The organism is Halobellus marinus, assembly GCF_032113415.1.
GTDB classification, from domain to species: Archaea; Halobacteriota; Halobacteria; order Halobacteriales; family Haloferacaceae; genus Haloquadratum; species Haloquadratum marinus.
Genome location: NZ_CP134946.1, coordinates 2,989,425 through 3,007,758 on the forward strand (window position 1 = coordinate 2,989,425; position 18,334 = coordinate 3,007,758).

An 18,334-nucleotide genomic window follows, 5' to 3' on the forward strand; every position below is an offset into this window, starting at 1 on the left:
GCGGACGCCCGCCGTCCCTCCGACAGTATAATACCGAACCGGCATCGCTTGGACATATGGAGCGATTCGACGTGGCGATCGTCGGCGGCGGTCCCGCGGGGTCGTCGGCCGCCCACGCCGCGGCGTCGGCCGGCGCGTCGGCGGTGGTGTTGGAGAAGGGTGTGCCGCGGTCCGATCGGCCCGATCGACTGGGCCCGGATTCGACGGACGCAGCGGGCATTCTGGACTACTGGGTCGACATTATGGGTATCCACCCCGACGAGATGCCCGACGACGTCGTCCTCGGGACGCTCGACCGCGCGGAGTTCATCGGCCCCACCGAGTCGCTGACGCTGCGTTCGACCGGGATCGAATCATCGTACGACGAGTTCGGGTTCTGTATGCAGCGGGCCCGGTTCGACGACTTCCTTCGCGACCGCGCCGAGGGGGCGGGCGCAAGCTACCGAACGGGGATGTCGGTCCGTGGCGTCGAGGTCGACCGCGACGAGGGGCCGCGTCATCGGCTCGAACTCGCGAGCGGCGAGCCGATCGGCGCCGACCTCCTGATCCTCGCCGACGGCCCACAGCGACAGGTCACGAACGGCGTCTTAGACGAGTTGCTGCCGTTCGACGTGACCGAGCGGCTCTCGACCCGCGAGGCCAACCACATCGCCTACCAGGAACACCGTCGGCTCCCCGAGGAAGTCTTCGCCGAAGTTTCGGGAGCGATCAAGTTCTGGTGGGGGCACATGCCCGGCCACACCGCCTACCCGTGGATCTTCCCGAACGACGACAACGTGGCACGGATCGGGCTGACGATGCCGATCGGGCTGGACATCGCCGATATCGAGAACCGGGGGGCGTACCCGCTCATCGAACCCGACGACGAGCGGATCCCCCAGGGTAAGGAGTACCTTCGCCGACTCTTAGAGCAGGAGTACGGCGACGAGTACGACGTCCCCGGAGACTTCCCACTTGTCGAGGACCGGGGGAAGTCCGACGGCACGGAGACGTACGCCATCTCCTCGACCCGACCGATCGATTCGCCGACTGCCGCCGGGATCGCGGTCGTCGGCGGCGCGATGGGAGCGACGTCGGCCTTCCACGAAGGCGGCGATCACACGGCGGTCCGAACGGGAGCGATCGCGGGCGAACTCGCCGCCAGCGGTGATCTCTCCGGGTACAACGATCGCTGGAAAGACGCGATCGGCGACGAGGTCCTCCGGAACGTCGCGATGGCAGAGGTGGTCCGCGACTACGAACCGGACGACTGGGACTGGGCGTTCTCGACGGCACAGAAACTGATGGACAAAAGCGACGGGTACGGCCTGTTCGACACGAGCAACGTCCGCGCTGGTTTCGGTGCGGCAAGGCTCGTCACAAGCTACAAACGGACGAAGTTCTCCTACCGGAAGGGCAAGTACGTCCAGCTTACCGAATCCGAGTATTCGGTGTAGCGGCGCGGTAGTTCGCGAAACTATTTTTACACCGACACGACGACGGGACGATATGCCGCACCGAACGGGTGCCTCCCACGCTGTCGCCGCGTTAGTCGCGATGGTTTCGGCTTCCTATCTGAAGGACATCCTTCGACACCTCGTGAGTACGCGGGAACTCGTCGCGTACGCGAACGCTGTGGCCAGACGAACGCTCGAACAGGTCGGGGTAGTCACTCGACCGGACCTTCTGGTGAGCACCGGCACGATCGGTCTCCTAGTCGTATTCACGTTCCTGTGGGGATGGGCGTACCACCGACGGACGATCGGCTGACGCCCGGGCACCACGACTGATGAACGGTCGGAAGCGATGGGGGGAGCCGCCACTCCCGCGCTCGAGTTCGCCGTTCCTGGAGTCGGAACGGCCTTGAGTCTCGATGCCCTACAGACAGGTGCGCACCCTCAGTCCCCGTCCGAGTTCTCCCATCACGGGAGCGATGAATCGACGGCGAACCCGGGTGTGCGACACCTGTGGACTGTCCGTGCCCGAAAGACGGACCGCCCGACACGAGGGTTTCCCGGCCGACGCGGCACGCAGCCCCGGGATGAGGCCGGTCGTTAGTGTTCCGGGCGAAATTTCCATATACTCACTGAAAAACCTCTATAACCAGTTCCGACTCACGTATTCGAGCGTCACATCGGACTGGTCGATGTACTCGGAAAGTTCGTGGATGATGTCTCCGACCTCTCGGGCCGAAAGTGTCTGATCCTTCTGGAAGAGAATGCCAGCGGTATCCCCAATATCCAGCTGGGTAAAGAAGTCGTCATCCTGAGTAAGAATGAGGCGGTTCGTCTCGCGTCCGTACGTAGCGATCGATCCATCGCCAGCGCCAAGACGGAGTTCTTCGATATCTCCAACCCATTCGACATCGTGACCGAGTTTCCGCAGGTAGTTGATCGTCGCCTGCTCGACGTTTTCGTCAGCGAGGATGCGATACCCCATTAGTCACGCACACTGTCGGGATCGGTCGTCAAGTGGTCGTGTTCTTCAATCGCGGATCGCCGCTGGCGTTCGATCGTACGCATCTCTTCAGGATGGTCATAATAGTAGGTGAGCGCCCGATAGACATCGGCCACGTCGAGGTCGTGGCGATCGGCGACCGTTCTCGGAGAGAGCCCCCGCTCTTCGACCTGTTCTTTGAGAAACTGAACGGTAATCCGTCGGCCTTCGAGATGCGGCTCGTCGTGGATTTCCCGCACGATACGCCTCGTCACCTGGCTCATACTGTACGCTACGCCGCCATCATACTTGAACGTCTGGACTGGGCTTCTGTCTGGTTTCAGTTTCACCGAACCTACTAGTAGAAATTCGTTCGGTAGTGTTCCGGGCGTACATTTCAGATGTGCTAAGGTAGTTGCTGGTATCGAATTGCCTCAGGGCATCCACGTTCCCCCGCTAATAAATGAAGACAACCCGATCGAAATCGAGCAGCCACATCATTTCGTCTATACGCCAGCAGTATGTTTTTGCGGGAGTAGCAGCAATGTATAGGTATGTCCGAGGGAGATGCCCGGCGGATCGCACACGACCTGCTGAGCGAGCCCCACATCCGTGGCCGCCGAATCAGCGTCCGTCAGGTGTACGCCCTCGTCGAAGAACGTGATGAAGGCCCCGAGGCTGTTGCCGATCGGTACGATCTCGACATCGCTGACGTGTACCACGCGCTGGCGTACTATCACGACCACCCGCGAGAGATGCGTGACGCAGAAGAGGAGCGCGACGATGCGATAGCGGACTTCCGCGAGTCGATCGATCGTCCCGAAGGCGTCGATCCCGATGCCGCCTGAGATGAGCGGGTGGCGCTTTCTCCTCGATGAGAACATCGATCCAAAGACAGCCACGTATTTAGCGAAAGAAGAGATTTACGCCGAGCACGTCCGTGACGTGCTCTGGCAAGGAGCCGATGACGAAGCAGATGTCTTACCGTACGCCCGAGAACACGAACTGATCGTCGTGACGAGCGACGTGAACGATTTCGGTGGGTTACCATCCGACGCTCACGCTGGTATCGTCCTGCTCTATGACGATACGATGCCGGCGTATCAGGTCGCATCTGGCCTAATTACGATGACCGAAGCGTATCCGAATCGAGATTCGTTCGGTGGACGCGAGGAACTCGACCCGTGGGTTTGATCGAGGATGCTGATTGTACGACCTTGAGACCTTCAAATCAGCCAAGACACTTCCACCGAGCCTACTAGTAGAAACTCGTCCGGTAGTGTTCCGGGCGTACATTTTGAGTGTGTTATTAGAATTATCTACCAATAATATGAATTGCTCTAACTACTGCCTATCGCTGAAGAAAAACCGCCGTATTGACACCTCTGTCTAAGCAAATATCGAAAATTGTCGATGGTGACAAGCCTGGGATGAGGCCTATCGGGAGTTCTACATCTGTCAGGTTTAGATGTCCGTGCTGCAAACAGCGCGTAGAGTCAAAACGAGACCATTCATTCAGTTTAGAGGGAGTCCACATCAGAGTGGAACCTCGCAATTATCCTGCCGCAACAAGCGAAGATTTCACCTCTCGCAAGCCTCTCTGACCTAAAAAGGAGGGAATTGAATGGAGCTCGATTGCCATGACTGACAGCCTCGGACTGAAAGAGAGTATCTCAATGGCACTCGGCGGTATGATCGGAGGTGGCATCTACGCCGTACTCGGTGTGGTGGCAAACATAACGATGTCCGCCATCTGGGTCGCGTTTCTCGCCGCCGGAATCGTTGCCACGTGTGCGGGCTACTCGTACAACAAGCTCAACAGTCTCACGGACAACCAGGGCGGCTCTGTGACGTTCGTCCAGTGTTATCTCGGCAACTCCACTCTGGCTGGAATCGTCGGCTGGACGCTCCTGTTTGGCTACATCGGTTCGATGGCGATGTACGCCTTCGCATTCGGTGAGTTCTCGGTTGCTTTCGGCATCATCCCAGGGAGCGTTCTGGAGGTCCCGACCAGACCGCTCATCTCGGTCTTGGCGGTAGCCGGGTTCGTCGGCCTCAACCTGCTCGGGTCGCGGACCACCGGAGCCGCAGAGAACGTCCTTGTTGCACTGAAGGTTGGCATTCTCGTCGTGTTCGGTCTTCTCGGGCTGGTGTATGCGTTTGGATTCAGTGGTGCGCAGTTCGAGTATGGTGTTAGCCAGCTTGGTGGATTCGGTCCCCTCATGGCGGCGGCCATCTCGTTCGTGGCGTTTCAGGGCTGGCAGCTCCTGTACTACGATCAAGAGGGTATCGAGAACCCCGTCGATACTATCCGGAAGGCCGTGTACATCTCCATCCCGGTCGCCGTTGCAATCTATATTCTAGTGGGAATGGTGACGGTAAACCTCGTTCCGCAGGCGCTCACGTCCCACCCGCACGTCGCGCTGAAGGACGCCGCCTCACTGATGATGCAGCCCTACGGGCTGGCACAACTCGGAGCAGTCATCCTTGCGCTGTCGGCGTTGTTCTCGACGGGGAGCGCCATCAACGCGACCCTGTTCTCGTCGGCGTATTTCGCCAAGGGAATGCTCGGTGACGACATCCTCCCCGATCAGATCGGGAGTTCGGATGCTGACGGCATTCCCGAGCGGACAGTCCTCGTACTGGGTGCCATCACTGGGGCGTTTACGTGGTTCGGTGGGCTCGGTGCCATCACCTCGTTCGCATCGCTATCGTTCATCCTCGTTTTCGGGTCAATGAGCTACCTTGCGTTCCGCCAGCGTGATCACGACGAGGTGAACGCTGTCATCCCCGCAATCGGAACAGTCGGTGCGCTGGCGTTCTTCCCGCTGATGATGTACAACCTGTACACTCGGGAGCCGAACACGTTCTATATGGTGCTTGGTATCGCCGTTCTCGTGCTTGCCGTTGAACTCCTCTACTTCGAGCGCGACATCATTGAAGAGGAAGTCACGGAATTCGAGCCGATTCCCGGAGATATCGACGAGAGCAACTGACCCTGTCTGTTCACCGTCTTTTCAAGTGAATACCCGCGATACGTTCAGCACTCGCTTGACTAGCTCCGCAAATACGGTTAGAAACGCGGGGGCCGACACAGCAGCTTACTTCAGCACTGACATCATGGGCTATGCTTCAGAACCAACTGTTCAGGCACTCATCTTCGCTGGGTTCATCATCCCTTCCTTGACGCCAAAGTTGATGAGCAGGAGGTTGACTGGATAGGCCGCGATGAGCCCCATCGTGAGTGAGAACACCAGTGCCGTCCAGAACAGTATCTCGCCCATCCCGGCTTCGCCGGCGAGCCAGACATCGGTTCCGATGGCGACGATCTCCATGACGGTGATGCTGGCGGTCTCCGAATAGAAGGCGTCTTTGAGCGCCTCATTGAGCCCGACACCTTCCTGCATCAGCGGCCCGACCGTCAACAGATATCCGCCCAAGTACGCCAAGGTGAAGGAGAGAAGAATTGTCCCGGTTGTTTTGAACGAAAGCAGACCGACTGCAATGGAGACGCCGAGGACCTCCCCGGTCCCGCACCCTGAATAACAATGGCTGACCGAGCGAAAGCCCCTCCGCCAGAGTGAGTCGTGGTTAATCTGCGTGCGTCCCGACCACCAGTAGCCGGCGAGACCGATTGGCCCGGAGTACAGTACCGTGAACCCCCAGACGAACTTCATCAAACTGGGGAGTTCCGAGTTGTTCTTCCAGAGATCCCATACGAGCACCGAGAGTGAAAGCGCGACGAGTACCCCCCACGTTGTGAGGTACATCGGATTCGTGAGAAGACTTTGTAAGGTCTGCTGAAATCCCATTGTCAATTAAAGCGGCTATAGCCTTTATCATGTTTTGGTGAGTTTCGTGATATGGGACCGGACATCACTCGTTTCAGGTCACATCGTTCAGTGGGACATACGTGCGATACGTTCAGCACTCGCTTGACAAACTCCGTAAATACGGTCAGAAACGCGGGGCCCGACACAGAGTATGTATCGGGCAATCTTCGGAATGCCGTTAGGTGACCTGCTCCGTTTCGAGCCACTCCTTTAAGTCCCAGAAACAATCCGAACACAGACGGCCCTCCAGCGTCTCGACCGAATCCGATGCGTGCTCGATTTGGTATTGCTGGTGGCGGGCCTGCGATGGGTCAAGTTCAGTCCCACACTTATCACAGAGTTCAGCCATACCACAGGGTTGTCGCTGACGAGGGGAATATCTGGGGTTTCCACTCCTTCAGAGTCCCCTACTAGAGCCGCTTCAGACTCGAACTGCCAGATACAGCCGATAAACGGCCCATACTGGGAAGTAGTAACTCACGATCGAACTCCAACTCGTGTCGCACGAAATCCACCGCACAGGTTTTCCGTCTCCCGTCCGAACCATCTCTTTATGCCCGCGGCCTTCGAATCGCGGTTCGACATAGACTTCGATGGTGAACTACCGGAGAACGTCGATGAGGCCGCCCTCAAGCGGATGGAGACGGTCGCGTATATACTCGACGAGAGCGTGCGCGTACCCGGCATCGGTTTTCGCATCGGAATCGACCCCGTTCTGGGAGCACTCCCCGTCGCTGGCGACCTAGTGAGTGGCGCCTTCTCCCTGTACATCGTCGCCGAGTCGGCGTATCTCGGTGTCTCCTTCACGACGCTTGTGGAGATGCTCGCCAACATCACTATCGACGTGGTGGGGGGATCCATCCCCTACGTCGGAACTGTGATCGACGCGCTCTGGAAGGCGAACAAGCGCAACGTCGCGCTCACACTGGAAGACCTCGCCGAGGCGGTGGAGACAGATGGGGCCGGCGGCAGGACAGACGACGGCGTCGACATTCCTATCGAACCTGACGACTGAGGCGAATCGCTGGACTCAACGTGACCGTCGAGGAAATCTACGATCTGCGTGTAGACCTCGATGCGGCCGATATTGTTGGTTTGTTGGCGAATTCAATCTAGCAGCCCAGCGTTGAAGAGGCACTAGGGCTACCTCGTACTGCATTCGCGTGCTGCCTCTTGCAGAGCCAGAGCGACCCTCCCTCAGAATATGCGTGCGAGATACAGAGTGTGTGCAGCGGAGGATGGCAGTTTGTTTCTCTTGTCTATCCCAGAATCATCTGGTAGAGCGCATCTGCGTATGTTTCGAATCTTCAGGTGATTTAACCCTCTCCACCGCTATGACCACTATATCATCTCAGACAACGCTTGGATGGTCGCTTCTGACATCAGAATCGTGACCATCTTCTCACACTACTGCCCGGAGATGGCCTTTGGTAGGGGTTGGTCTCTGTGTACTCGGACTCGCAGTTTTCTACACGCGTCGTAATCGGGGGTTCTAACAAGTCTGTCGGCTATGGTATGAACCCGGACTGTAACTCGTCCCGACACCTCGGCTACGAGAACGTCCGCTGGGCCGATTGAACAGCCGACGTCCGCGTTACGTACTCTCATCGCCAACGCCTGCGCTCTCCCCGGTCTTCGCTTCGGTGTCGCCCCAGGTGAGGTCTCGGGACCGGTCGGTCTCCCGGAGGATGAACGGTCCGATGGAGAGCGTGCGCTTCGTCACGGTGACGATGCGAAGAATGTAGGATAACAGGAACGCGAACGGCAGCAGGGAGACGGCCACGCCCGCGCTCACCACCACGACGAGCGGGCGCACGCCGAACACGGTCCCCGGGAACAGCGCAGGTTCGAGGTAGACGATGCCCGCGACCGCCGTGAGGAGCGCCGGTATGGACGCGTACAGCATCGTCCGGGAGAGGTCGATGAGCGCCCACTGGAAGTACAGCGTCTTGAAGTGCTCGCGCGCCGGCCCGAACAGTTCGAGCGCGTCGATGAGTTCGTCGAACGCCGCGCGAGCATCCTCGGTAAGTGCGTCATCGTTCTCCGCACGGATGCGGCGGGCGGCGTAGAGCTTCCACGAGTAGTTGTAGTTCAGCGCGGAGAACACCACGTCGAACTCCCCGAACTGGGCGTCCTTGAGGCCGTTCTCGACGGCGTCCGCGTTCCCCTTCACGTTCCCTGTGAACGCGGTCACCTGATCGGTGAGGGTCTCGTCGTCAATGCCCTGGATGGCGTCCGAGACGGCTTCGGCGCGTCGCTTCGTGAGTTTCACGAGCGACCGCAGGAACGCCGAGGGCTGGGCGGGACTCACGGGCTCCTCGATGACGTCCTCGACGTCCTTCCGGAACGTCATCGCGCCCTCCATGCGCTCGCGCTGATCCCCGACCGGTCCCAGTTCCTGAGAGAGGACGAGCTGACTGAGCGCGAGCACGAGCGTGACACCCGTGATAATGGACGTCAGCAGCCCCTGGAACAGCGTCTCCATAGGGTCTCCCTGGCTGAACAGCGCCGGCATTCCGGTCGGGTGGAGGTGCCCGATAATGGCGAGCGCGAGGAACACGGCGCCCGAGATCACGGTGGCGACCAGCCACCGGTTCGCGTTCAACAGGAGCCAGAACTTCCGACTGTTCTCCGGCACGCGCTCCCGCATCGTGTCGCTCGGCCGACTTCCATCATTGTCGCTCATACCAGCCGTATTCCGCTCACGATTAAATATTCTTGAGCCCCCACAACCGATGGGAACGGCCGCGCGGCGACTCTCGTTTACATTCGATCAGCGGTGGGCCACTCATGAGTCGTCTGGACCAGCTACTGGACACACCAGATTTATTCGGCTACCGAACCTCCCTGGAGATATGAGCACAGACACCGACGGTTCCGGCGATGAGAACCCTGGGCCGGTCAACATCTCGCTGTCGCTGGGCGAGAGCGGCGAGGTGTGGGTCGCCCACGACGAGGACACTGGTGTCACCTCACAGGGCGGGACCCGACAGGCCGCGCTCGAAAACCTCGACGAGGCCGTCTCCGGGTATCACGGTGCCGGTGAGTCCCCGAGCGATGACGCCCTCCGGGAGATGGGTATCGACCCGGAACAGAACACCTCTGGCTCGCTGGACGAGTCTGACGTATTCGAGTGAGGGATGGGCCGCGGACCGTTCTCCGGCAGGGAGATCGTGAAGGTAATGGTGAACAGCGGTATCTACGAGTGGGACCGGACGAACGGCGACCACGCGATTCTTCGCTAGGAACCGCCCGATGAGCACGGTTCAGATGCCCGGATCGTGTCGGTGCCGCTGCACGACGAGGTTGATATGGGAACGTTGCGGAGCATCGCCGAGCAGGCCGGTGCGAGAGATTTCGACGAATTCTGTGCGTGGATCGAGCGCAATAGCTAATCTGTGGCGGTCAGCCCGGTGGTTCGCTCTCCTATCGCCCAGAGGCGAAGCTACTAGTAGAAACTCGCCCGGTTGTGTTCCGGGCGTACATTTTGAGTATGCTAGTAGGACTATTTGAAAATAATATAGTTACTTCAGTCAGAGTCTACCGTTGAACGAGATTTGCCCCTAGTAGCCTCTCGTTCTCGCCGGATCTCGGAAACCCCCAGTGAATGGCGATCCTGGAGTGAGGTCTGCCGGGAATACTGGCATCTATCGGCTTCGGATGACCGGGCTGTATGCAACGCGCGAACGCACAATTTCTCAGGTCAAAACGATACGTCTTAGCATTCTGTCGTGTGGTATGCCGACTCTCCGTCTTGATGTGCTCGGACGAAGGCCCGTCGGAGGACCGTCAACAACACGTACGTCTCGTATTTCTGGGTTCGGCAGTGCTCACAGGGTTGCATCTCTGCCGTGATATCGTCGATCACGTCTTCGTACTCGTCGGTCAGGGTGTCTAGAACTGCCTCGAGTTGTGGTTGGACGGCATCGATCATCTCCTCGATCGCCGGGTCGGCTGAGTCCGGCAGCGAGTAGGAGAGGACGGTCGTGTTCGCTCCGTAGTATTTTGTCGTCCCGCCCCGTCCCTCTTCAAACCGGACGACGTCGACGAGTCCCGCATCTCGAAGCTCGTTGATATGGTGACGAACCGTGTTTTCAGTCCGGTCGATTCCCCGGTCGGCGAGACGTTCGTGGACCTCGCTTGCTGTTAGCGTCTCGTCAGCGAGAATATCGAGAATCATCGCCCGCATCGGTTCGTCAATGGCATCAGACACCCGCGTATCTCGAACGGCGATATCTTCTAGTGCATTCTCGCCATCGGACGTGGTCATATGTGAACCGACGGCGTGTACACGCTAAGTAGTACCGACCGCTGCACAGACCCCTGTTTGACGCCTTTTTCCGCTGATTCAGTGAAAGCTCTAGACGACTCGTTTGTCCGCTCAAACACCCTATGTAGTCATTCAAACATATCATTTAAAAAATACTTTAGTGGGTGTGGGCACTACGTTGAATTGCAATGAGCGAAACGACCCAGTTCCGCGTGATGGACTTCGACTGTCCGAGTTGTGCAAGCACCGTCGAACGCGCTCTGTCGAATCAGGAGGGCGTCGAAGACGTTGAAGTACACTACACGACCGGTCGCGTCGAAATCGACTACGACGACAGCGTCGCCGACCCGGCATCGTTCGAACAGACAATCGAGAACCAGGGTTACACGCCCCAGCTCGCATAACGAGGAAAATTATGGATACCCAATCGATCAAACAGTACTACCGCAAACACCGGAAGGCCATCATCGTCGCGATGAGCGGCCTGTTGTACGCTAGCGGCTGGACGATTGGCTACGTTTCGGCCTTCGACACGGCGAGCGCCGCGATCTTGATCCTCGCAGCAATCGTCGGCGGCTACGACATCGCCAAGACCGCCTACCACGAGGTGAAAAGCCGGACGCTCGGCATCAAGACGCTGGTGACGCTGGCCGCCGTCGGCGCAATCGCCATCGGCTCGTACTGGGAGGCCGCCGCGGTGGTCTTCCTGTTCGCACTGGGATCGTACCTCGAGGGGCGGACGATGCGCAAAACGCGCAACGCCCTCGAAGAACTGCTGGAGATGACGCCCGACACGGCCACCGTGCGCCGCGACGGCGAGCAAAAAGAGGTACCCGCCCGCGAAGTCGAGGAAGGCGAGATTGTCATCGTCAAACCCGGCGAAAAGATTCCCGTGGATGGCGACGTTGTCGAGGGCGAGAGCGCCGTCAACCAGGCGCCGGTGACCGGCGAGAGCGCGCCCGTCCACAAAGCCGACGGCGACGAGGTGTACGCCGGCACTATCAACCAGGAAGGCTCGCTGGAGGTTGAGACGACGGGCGCCGGGTCGGACACGACGCTCCAGCGGATCATCCACCGCGTTGAGGAAGCTCAAGAGGCCCAGTCGCCGACGGAGAGCCTCATCGACCGCTTTGCGAAGTACTACACGCCCGGCGTGATTGCACTGTCCATCGGGGCCTACGCGGTCACGCAGAACGCAATTCTGTCACTGACGCTGCTGGTCATCGGCTGTCCGGGAGCGCTGGTGATCGGGCCGCCGGTCAGCATCGTCTCCGCCGTCGGCAACGCTGCCCGAAGCGGCGTCCTGATGAAGGGTGGTGAACACCTCGAACAGGCCGGCAAGATCGACCTCGTCGCCTTCGACAAGACCGGCACGCTGACGAAGGGTGAGACGGCCGTCGCCGACGTTGCCGGCTTCAACGCCGAGGCCAGTGACGTGCTTGAACTCGCGGCCATTGCCGAGAAGAAGAGCGAACACCACCTCGGCGACGCGATCCTCGAGGCGGCGCAGAACCGGCAGGACCCTGTGACCGATGGCGGGACGACGACTGCCCAGGCGGCCGACGATTCAGCAACCACGGACGCGCGGTCGCTCCCTGACCCGGACAATTTCGACGTAGTCGCCGGCAAGGGCGTCATCGCCCACCACGATGGCCGCGAGATCGTCGTCGGGAACCGCGCCCTGCTCGAGGAGCGCGGATTCGAGCTCCACGCCGATGTCGCCGAGTACGTCCGGGGGCGCGAAGAGCGCGGCGAAACTGCCGTCCACGTCGTCCTCGACGGCGTCGTCGTCGGCGTCATCGCCCTCCGAGACGAACTGCGCGAGGCCACGCCCGGCGTCGTCCAGCAACTCCAGGACGCCGGCATCGGGATGGTGATGCTCACCGGCGACAACGAGCGGACCGCCGCCGCGGTCGCCGAAGAAGTCGGTATCGACGACTACCGCGCCGAACTGCTCCCCGAAGACAAGCAGGCGGTCATCGACGAGTACCGCGAGGACGGCCACGTCGTGGCGATGGTCGGCGACGGCATCAACGACGCGCCGTCGCTGGCGACCGCCGACGTTGGCATCGCCATGGGCGCCGCCGGGACCGACACCGCCATCGAGACGGCGGATATGGCGCTGATGGCCGACGATCTCGAACGTATCCCGTACGCGGTGAAACTCAGCAAGGCCACGCGGTGGAATATCTACGAGAACGTCGGTCTCGCGGTGCTGACGGTGACGCTCCTACTGGCGGGCGTCCTGACGAGCTACGTTACGCTCGCGCTCGGGATGCTCGTCCACGAGGCCAGCGTCCTTGCCGTGATCGGCAACGGGATGCGGCTGTTACGGTATTGAACAGCATCGACCACGAACCAGTGATTACAACCAACTCACGATGTCAGAAAGCACGACTCCGACCGACGCGAATCGTACCGACTCGAACATAGCCGTCGAACACGACGTCGAACCGATCCGGATCCGTGACCCCGTCGCAGAAGCACTCGCCGTCCTCGATCCCGGCGACCCGTTCATCGTCACCTACGCGGACGTGGTGAAGGCGGCGGGGCACTCCTGTCCGACCGCCTCGGGCGCCTATCGCATCGTCCAGCTGGACCTCGACGCGCTGTATCCCGACGACCTCCCCGTCCGGAGCGAAGTCGAAGTACTCGCCGCGGGGCCACGCGACGACGCCACGTACGGCGTTATGGGGCGCCTCATCTCGTTCGTGACCGGCGCCGCGCAGGAAGACGGCTTCGGTGGGCTCGCCGGCGGTTACGGTGATCGCCAGAACATGCTGACGTTCGACGCGTTCGACCCCGAGAGTGCTGATCCGACGTTCCGCTTCCGTCGGACCGACACCGACGAGGCTGTCGAGGTGACTTACCACGTCGGCGACGTTCCGGACGGCGGGCCAGCCCTCGGCAACCTCCAGCAGATCATCGACGGGACCGCGAGCGAAGACGACCGCGAGCTGTTCGCCGACGTGTGGCACGGCCGCGTCCAGAGTGTCCTCTCGGACGACTCGCTATTCACCGTGACGGCTCTCGAACACTAACCATAGGGCGCTTGTTCTCACTTCCACCGAGCCTACTAGTAGTTCCTCACCCGGTAGTGTTTCGGGCGTACATCGACCTTTTGCAGCGCTCGCTCCGTCGTACGGGCGACCCACGAGTCGCCCGTACGGCCAGCGGGACGCGGAGGGTCCCGCGCTGCTCGCTTGCAAAAGCTCGACCAAAAGCCTGCGTCAGGGGCTTCGCCCCTTCCTTGGCCTCGCGCTCACATTCGCTCGCGCGAGTGAACTGGCGTCTTTGCGAGCGGTAGCGAGCAAAGGCTCGGGGGACGATCGGAGGGAGTCATTCGACCGCGACAGGGATTCCGATGTGTCCGGGGCGCACGTGTGCGCCTCTCGCATCGGATTATGTGGATTCGGCAGCGAGCCACCGCTGTAGTTCGGCTTCTTTCTCGTCGTAGACTGCGTCCGGATGCCGATCCTTTCCCTGACGGACGATGGCTTTGCTCTCCTCGAACAGCTCTTCACAAAGCGATTCCAACTTCTCAGAATCGAGCCTGGAGCTTTCCTTCATAATCGGGAACTCACTCTGTTCGGACTGGGACAGTTCCTGATAGAGCCTGCGAGCGAGGGGCTCATACAGGTTGGCGACGCGTTTCCAGTCCGCCATTTCTTCCAGCGACTGCTGTCGATACTCTTCGTCGGTACAGACCTTCTCGGCAAAGTTCCATATGTACGCCTCGGTTTGCTCGTCGAAGTAGAACCACCGGTTCACCAGCCAATCCCCTTCGGTATCGACCGGCTTGACGATCAGCAAGTGATCACTACCGACTGGTCCGCCCGTATCAAACACTAACGTTGCCTTACACCCGTTGACGGTTCGCTCCTCTATCGTTTCGCGCACGTTGATCGGTGCCCGCGTTATCGCCCAAAAAACGTTCGGCGAGAGCCTGTACTTCGGGGTGTCAATGCTATCGGGACGAACACCTCGAAATCTACACGAAAGGCGGATTTTGGGAACTAATCGACGATGACGAGCCAGGGATGCGGACTGCCGAGAGGACTCACACTATCAGACGTGGATACCCTGCTGAATATATAGCACAAATTCTATGTGATCAGTCGAAGAACTCCCGGAGAACGACGAATCGATGAGTTCTCTGTTCTTGCATTTTGTATGGAGCAATGGATTCCCCCTACAACAACTCCCCGTACAGCTTCCGGTCTCGTTCGACGTGGTCGTCGTACTGGCGATCATCGCCGTCGTCTTCGTCCTCTTCGTTACCCAGCCGGTTCCGATCGACGCCACCGCAGTCGGCCTCGTCGTCGCACTCGTCCTCCTCGGAGAGTGGACTGGCGTGTCACCGGGGCAGGGCGTTTCGGGGTTCTCGAACCCCGCGACGCTCACTGTACTTGCGATGTTCGTCCTGAGCGAAGGCGTCCGGCGGACCGGCATTATCCAGATCCTCACGCGGAAACTGATCGCGTTCGCCGGGGACAACGAGTTCAAACAGTTGCTCGCCACGGTCACACTCTCCGGGCCGCCGGGCGGAGTCGTCAGCAACGTCTCGGTCGTCGCCGTGTTGATACCGGCGATAATGAACCTCGCTCGGCAAACGAAGACGTCGCCCTCGAAGCTCCTGATACCACTGTCGTTCGCCTCGATGCTCGGCGGGATGCTCACCGTCGTCGGGACGATAACGAACCTCCTGGCGAGCGAGGTGTGGGTTCAGGTGGGTGGTCCCGATGCGGAACCGTTCGCGCTGCTCGAGTTCACGCACCTGGGCGCCATCGTCTTGCTCGTGGGGGTCGTGTACCTGCTCACCATCGGTCGATACCTCACTCCGGCGCGGATCAAACCGGCGGAGTCGCCCACCGACGCGTTCGGTATGACCGACTACCTCACCGATGTCGTCGTTATGGAGGACTCGCCGCTCGTCGGTTCCCGGGTCGGGGAACTGGGCGAGGAGGACCTCGACCTCGACGTGTTCCAGATCGTTCGTGGCAACCGGACGCTCGCCCACGGACTGGGATGGGAACGGCTCCAGGCCGGCGACGTCCTCTCCGTCAGGGCCGACCAGGAAACCCTCCAGGAGGTCATCGAGCAGGAACACCTGCAGCTGTTACCGGAGGTAATGGAGGCAGCCACGGAGGACGATGCGTCTCTCCCGCCCGGCTTCTCGCCACGGCGTCACGGCTGGGAATCGGTCGACGCGGAGCGAAGCGGCTCTCCCGTCGAGGACGAGGCGTCGGGCGAAGATACGGAGGAAGACGGCAAAGAGTCGGCCGAGGAGGCCGACGACGAAGAGATCGAACTCACCGAAGTCGTGCTATTGCCCGGCCCCTGGTCGAGTCGGCGCAGCGGAGTTGCAGACTTCGAGCGCGACTACGACGTGACAGTGCTGGCGATCCGGCGCGGCGACGAGGTGATCCGCCAGCGCCTCCGAGAGGTTCGGTTGCAGGCCGGCGACGTCATCCTCGTTCAGGCGCCCGACCAAGTGCTCGATCGCATTGCGAGGGACACGAATGTCGCCATCGCGGGCGAGGACAGATGGGAGGATTTCGATCGGTCGAAGATCCCCATCGCGCTGGGGATCCTCGCCGGCGCCCTCGGACTCGCGGCACTCGACGTCCTCACGCTCATGGTGAGTGCGCTGACGGGCGTTGCGGCGATGTTCTTCACGGGCATTCTCACGCCCGAGGACGCATACGAAGCCATCGACTGGGAAGTGATCTTCATGGTGGCGGGTGTCATCCCGCTCGGCATCGCCGTCGAAGCCTCGGGCACGGCGGACCTCATCGCCGACCTCGTCGTGTCCGTCAGTGCCCTCTTTCCAGTGATCGTGGTCCTGGGGCTGTTCTACCTTGGAACCGCGATCATCACGGAAATGGTCAGCAACTCCGCCAGCGTCGTATTGCTGTTGCCAATCGGGGTCGAGGTGGCCGGCCAACTCGGCGCCAACCCCTTCGCGTTCGTAATGGCTGTGACCTTTGCCGCCAGCACACCGCTTCTGACCCCTGTCGGCTACCAGACGAACCTGATGGTCTACGGACCAGGCGGGTACAAGTTCACTGACTTCGCACGCGTCGGTGCGCCGTTACAACTGATCCTGACTGTCGTCACGACAGTCGGCATCGTATTCTTCTGGGGAATCTGAAACCCCGAGGGACAGGAAGCGACCGAACAGGGACAGCGTCGCTGTTGCTGAATTGCTCTCGGAAGTCCTCTGATCACTCGGACGACGGTTCCCCGGTTCGTCCGAGTGCGATCTCGACACACGCGCCTGCCTCACTGTCCCGGACGGTGAGCTCCCCGCCGAGGCTCTCGACGATCCAGTGGACGAGCAGCAGCCCGAGCCCACTCCCGTGTTCCAGCGGGGTTTCCTGTCCGGACAGGAGCACCGCCTTTTCGTCCGCCGGAATCCCGGGGCCGTCATCTTTGATCTGGATCACCGCCTGTTCGTCCGCTATCCGGACCGTGACCGTTATCGACGGCGCCGCACCGGCGTGGTTGGCTGCGTTGTCCAGCAGTTCCCACACGGCTGCCTCCAGCCGAGGTGCACTTTTCGCCATCGCTACATCCGGGGTGTGTACTGAAATCGACGCCCCCGGATACTGTTCGTCGATCTGATTGACAGTCTGGACGACGAGAGGCACAATATCCACGATTTCGATCTCGGGCGGTGCCTCGAGATTCGACTCCAGTTTCTGTGCAGTTTCGCTGAGCGTTATCAGTCGCTCGGTCGTCTCGATAATCTTGCGCGCGTACGCCGCGTCCTCGTCTTCGAGACGGTCGCGGAGCATCTCCGCGTACCCGCTAATGACGTTCGTATCGTTCCGGAGATTGTGTCGGAGGACGCGGTTGAGGACCCGGATCAGGCGGTACCGGTGGTGGCGGCCGCTCGCATCCCGCGCCATCCCCTGTACCCCGACGATGTCCGCGGGCGTTCGGTCTTCGGGTGAAACCTCTCCGGAATACAGCGGCGTCACCCGAATGTCGACGAGCACCTGCTCTTTGGTCCGGTGTTCGAGTGGGAAGTACTCCCGGACGACAGTCTCACCGGCCATCACCGACTCGTATATCTCCTCGGCGACGGCGATCGTCGATTGATCCGGCAGCATCGAGGTGAACGGTTGGCCGAGATAGTCGTCGGCGGAATATCCGAGCAGATCCTCAACAGCGGGTGAAACGTACGTAAACTGTCCCTCTGAGCCGATCTGAAACACCAGATCGAAGCTGGCATCGATGAGTGCACGAGACACTTCCTCTTTCGTGTTGATCTCCGTCTCGCGTTCCGCCAGTTCGCGTTCGTACGACTGTTGTTCGAGGGCCTGCGCGACGAGTCTGGCGGCGAGTTCCACGAAGTAGCTCTCGGCCGCGGTAAAGTCGGTTTCCCGGGACTCGGTGTCGGCAAAACAGATCGTCCCGTACACCTCGTTTTTGACGAGGATACGGGCACCGATGTACGCCCCGAGCCCGAACGTCTCGACCGCCGAGTCGGCAACCGCCGACGAGGCGTCTGCGTCCTGTATCGCCAGCGGACTCTCGATTTCGATCGTTCGACGGCAGTACGCGTCGTCGAGTGGGCACGTTTCGCCGGGCTGAATCAGCGTGTGGTTTCCGGTCGATTGGACGATCTTTTGGACGTCGTCCTCGATCCGGGTGAAAAATCCGATAGAAACGTCGAGATAGTCGACCCCAACGTCGAGCGCGTCGTCGATCCTCGTCGCGATCGACTTTGTCGGATCGCTGAGAATATCGTATATCTGCTCCCGATATTCCACAGATTGCATTGCCCGGACTGTATGACTGGTCACAG

Annotated in this window: 18 protein-coding genes and 1 pseudogene; 12 read left to right on the forward strand and 7 right to left on the reverse strand. The window is 60.4% G+C overall.

All coding sequences use genetic code 11. The features are described 5' to 3' along the window. Positions 1-56: 56 nt before the first annotated feature. A complete protein-coding gene (locus RJT37_RS14800) occupies positions 57-1,436 on the forward strand; it encodes an NAD(P)/FAD-dependent oxidoreductase (RefSeq protein WP_313685638.1) in 1,380 nt (459 codons plus the stop codon). A gap of 52 nt (positions 1,437-1,488) precedes the next feature. Continuing rightward, positions 1,489-1,749 carry a hypothetical protein gene (locus RJT37_RS14805; protein WP_313685639.1) on the forward strand — a complete coding sequence of 87 codons (261 nt, stop codon included), beginning with the start codon at positions 1,489-1,491 and terminating at the stop codon, positions 1,747-1,749. A gap of 327 nt (positions 1,750-2,076) precedes the next feature. Here the strand turns inward: RJT37_RS14805 and RJT37_RS14810 are convergent, their stop codons facing one another. Next, a complete protein-coding gene (locus RJT37_RS14810) occupies positions 2,077-2,418 on the reverse strand; it encodes a DUF5615 family PIN-like protein (protein ID WP_313685641.1) in 342 nt (113 codons plus the stop codon). Further along, on the reverse strand, positions 2,418-2,699 hold the full coding sequence (locus tag RJT37_RS14815) for a DUF433 domain-containing protein (protein WP_313685643.1): 282 nt from the start codon (positions 2,697-2,699) through the stop codon (positions 2,418-2,420). Before RJT37_RS14815 ends, RJT37_RS14810 begins: the two co-directional genes overlap by 1 nt. A 270-nt stretch (positions 2,700-2,969) precedes the next feature. Between RJT37_RS14815 and RJT37_RS14820 the strand changes: the two genes are divergently transcribed. From RJT37_RS14820 to RJT37_RS14830, 3 genes are all read left to right on the forward strand, one after another. Beyond that, positions 2,970-3,263, forward strand: a complete 294-nt coding sequence (locus RJT37_RS14820) for a DUF433 domain-containing protein (RefSeq protein ID WP_313685645.1) — start codon at positions 2,970-2,972, stop codon at positions 3,261-3,263. Position 3,264: 1 nt separating this feature from the next. Next, positions 3,265-3,609 (forward strand): DUF5615 family PIN-like protein, encoded by a 345-nt coding sequence (locus tag RJT37_RS14825; protein WP_313685647.1) that lies wholly within the window; start codon positions 3,265-3,267, stop codon positions 3,607-3,609. A 446-nt stretch (positions 3,610-4,055) separates the two neighbouring features. After that, positions 4,056-5,411: an APC family permease gene (locus RJT37_RS14830; RefSeq protein ID WP_313685649.1), complete on the forward strand. Its 1,356-nt coding sequence runs from the start codon at positions 4,056-4,058 to the stop codon at positions 5,409-5,411. Positions 5,412-5,561: 150 nt separating this feature from the next. On the opposite strand, the gene RJT37_RS14835 is transcribed toward RJT37_RS14830, so the two are convergent. Continuing rightward, positions 5,562-6,227: a DUF4396 domain-containing protein gene (locus RJT37_RS14835; protein ID WP_313685651.1), complete on the reverse strand. Its 666-nt coding sequence runs from the start codon at positions 6,225-6,227 to the stop codon at positions 5,562-5,564. A 574-nt stretch (positions 6,228-6,801) separates the two neighbouring features. On the opposite strand from RJT37_RS14835, the gene RJT37_RS14840 reads away from it, so the two are divergent. After that, complete coding sequence (locus RJT37_RS14840; protein WP_313685653.1) at positions 6,802-7,263, forward strand: DUF4112 domain-containing protein; 462 nt, start codon at positions 6,802-6,804, stop codon at positions 7,261-7,263. 579 nt (positions 7,264-7,842) lie between these two features. Here RJT37_RS14840 and RJT37_RS14845 read toward each other — a convergent pair. Beyond that, positions 7,843-8,934 carry a DUF7972 family membrane protein gene (locus RJT37_RS14845; RefSeq protein WP_313685654.1) on the reverse strand — a complete coding sequence of 364 codons (1,092 nt, stop codon included), beginning with the start codon at positions 8,932-8,934 and terminating at the stop codon, positions 7,843-7,845. 169 nt (positions 8,935-9,103) lie between these two features. Between RJT37_RS14845 and RJT37_RS14850 the strand changes: the two genes are divergently transcribed. Together RJT37_RS14850 and RJT37_RS14855 are read left to right on the forward strand one after the other, a co-directional pair. Beyond that, a complete protein-coding gene (locus tag RJT37_RS14850) occupies positions 9,104-9,385 on the forward strand; it encodes a type II toxin-antitoxin system HicB family antitoxin (protein WP_313685655.1) in 282 nt (93 codons plus the stop codon). Between the two features lie 3 nt (positions 9,386-9,388). After that, a pseudogene (locus RJT37_RS14855) lies at positions 9,389-9,643 on the forward strand (type II toxin-antitoxin system HicA family toxin). 323 nt (positions 9,644-9,966) lie between these two features. On the opposite strand, the gene RJT37_RS14860 reads toward RJT37_RS14855, so the two are convergent. Then, positions 9,967-10,518: an ArsR/SmtB family transcription factor gene (locus RJT37_RS14860; protein ID WP_313685656.1), complete on the reverse strand. Its 552-nt coding sequence runs from the start codon at positions 10,516-10,518 to the stop codon at positions 9,967-9,969. Between the two features lie 188 nt (positions 10,519-10,706). Between RJT37_RS14860 and RJT37_RS14865 the strand changes: the two genes are divergently transcribed. The 3 genes from RJT37_RS14865 to RJT37_RS14875 are packed head-to-tail and all read left to right on the forward strand — an operon-like array spanning position 10,707 to position 13,559. Continuing rightward, the gene (locus tag RJT37_RS14865; protein ID WP_313685658.1) at positions 10,707-10,922 is read left to right on the forward strand and encodes a heavy-metal-associated domain-containing protein; all 216 of its coding nucleotides are present in this window, start codon (positions 10,707-10,709) and stop codon (positions 10,920-10,922) included. 11 nt (positions 10,923-10,933) lie between these two features. Continuing rightward, complete coding sequence (locus RJT37_RS14870) at positions 10,934-12,859, forward strand: heavy metal translocating P-type ATPase (RefSeq protein ID WP_313685660.1); 1,926 nt, start codon at positions 10,934-10,936, stop codon at positions 12,857-12,859. A 40-nt stretch (positions 12,860-12,899) separates the two neighbouring features. Next, on the forward strand, positions 12,900-13,559 hold the full coding sequence (locus tag RJT37_RS14875) for a hypothetical protein (protein WP_313685662.1): 660 nt from the start codon (positions 12,900-12,902) through the stop codon (positions 13,557-13,559). Between the two features lie 361 nt (positions 13,560-13,920). On the opposite strand, the gene RJT37_RS14880 is transcribed toward RJT37_RS14875, so the two are convergent. Then, positions 13,921-14,418 carry a hypothetical protein gene (locus RJT37_RS14880; protein ID WP_313685664.1) on the reverse strand — a complete coding sequence of 166 codons (498 nt, stop codon included), beginning with the start codon at positions 14,416-14,418 and terminating at the stop codon, positions 13,921-13,923. A gap of 247 nt (positions 14,419-14,665) precedes the next feature. Between RJT37_RS14880 and RJT37_RS14885 the strand changes: the two genes are divergently transcribed. Then, entirely contained in the window at positions 14,666-16,672 is a 2,007-nt protein-coding gene (locus tag RJT37_RS14885) for an SLC13 family permease (protein WP_313685666.1), read from the forward strand. A gap of 73 nt (positions 16,673-16,745) precedes the next feature. Here RJT37_RS14885 and RJT37_RS14890 read toward each other — a convergent pair whose 3' ends face one another. Continuing rightward, entirely contained in the window at positions 16,746-18,308 is a 1,563-nt protein-coding gene (locus tag RJT37_RS14890) for an ATP-binding protein (RefSeq protein ID WP_313685668.1), read from the reverse strand. Between the last annotated feature and the right edge of the window lie 26 nt (positions 18,309-18,334).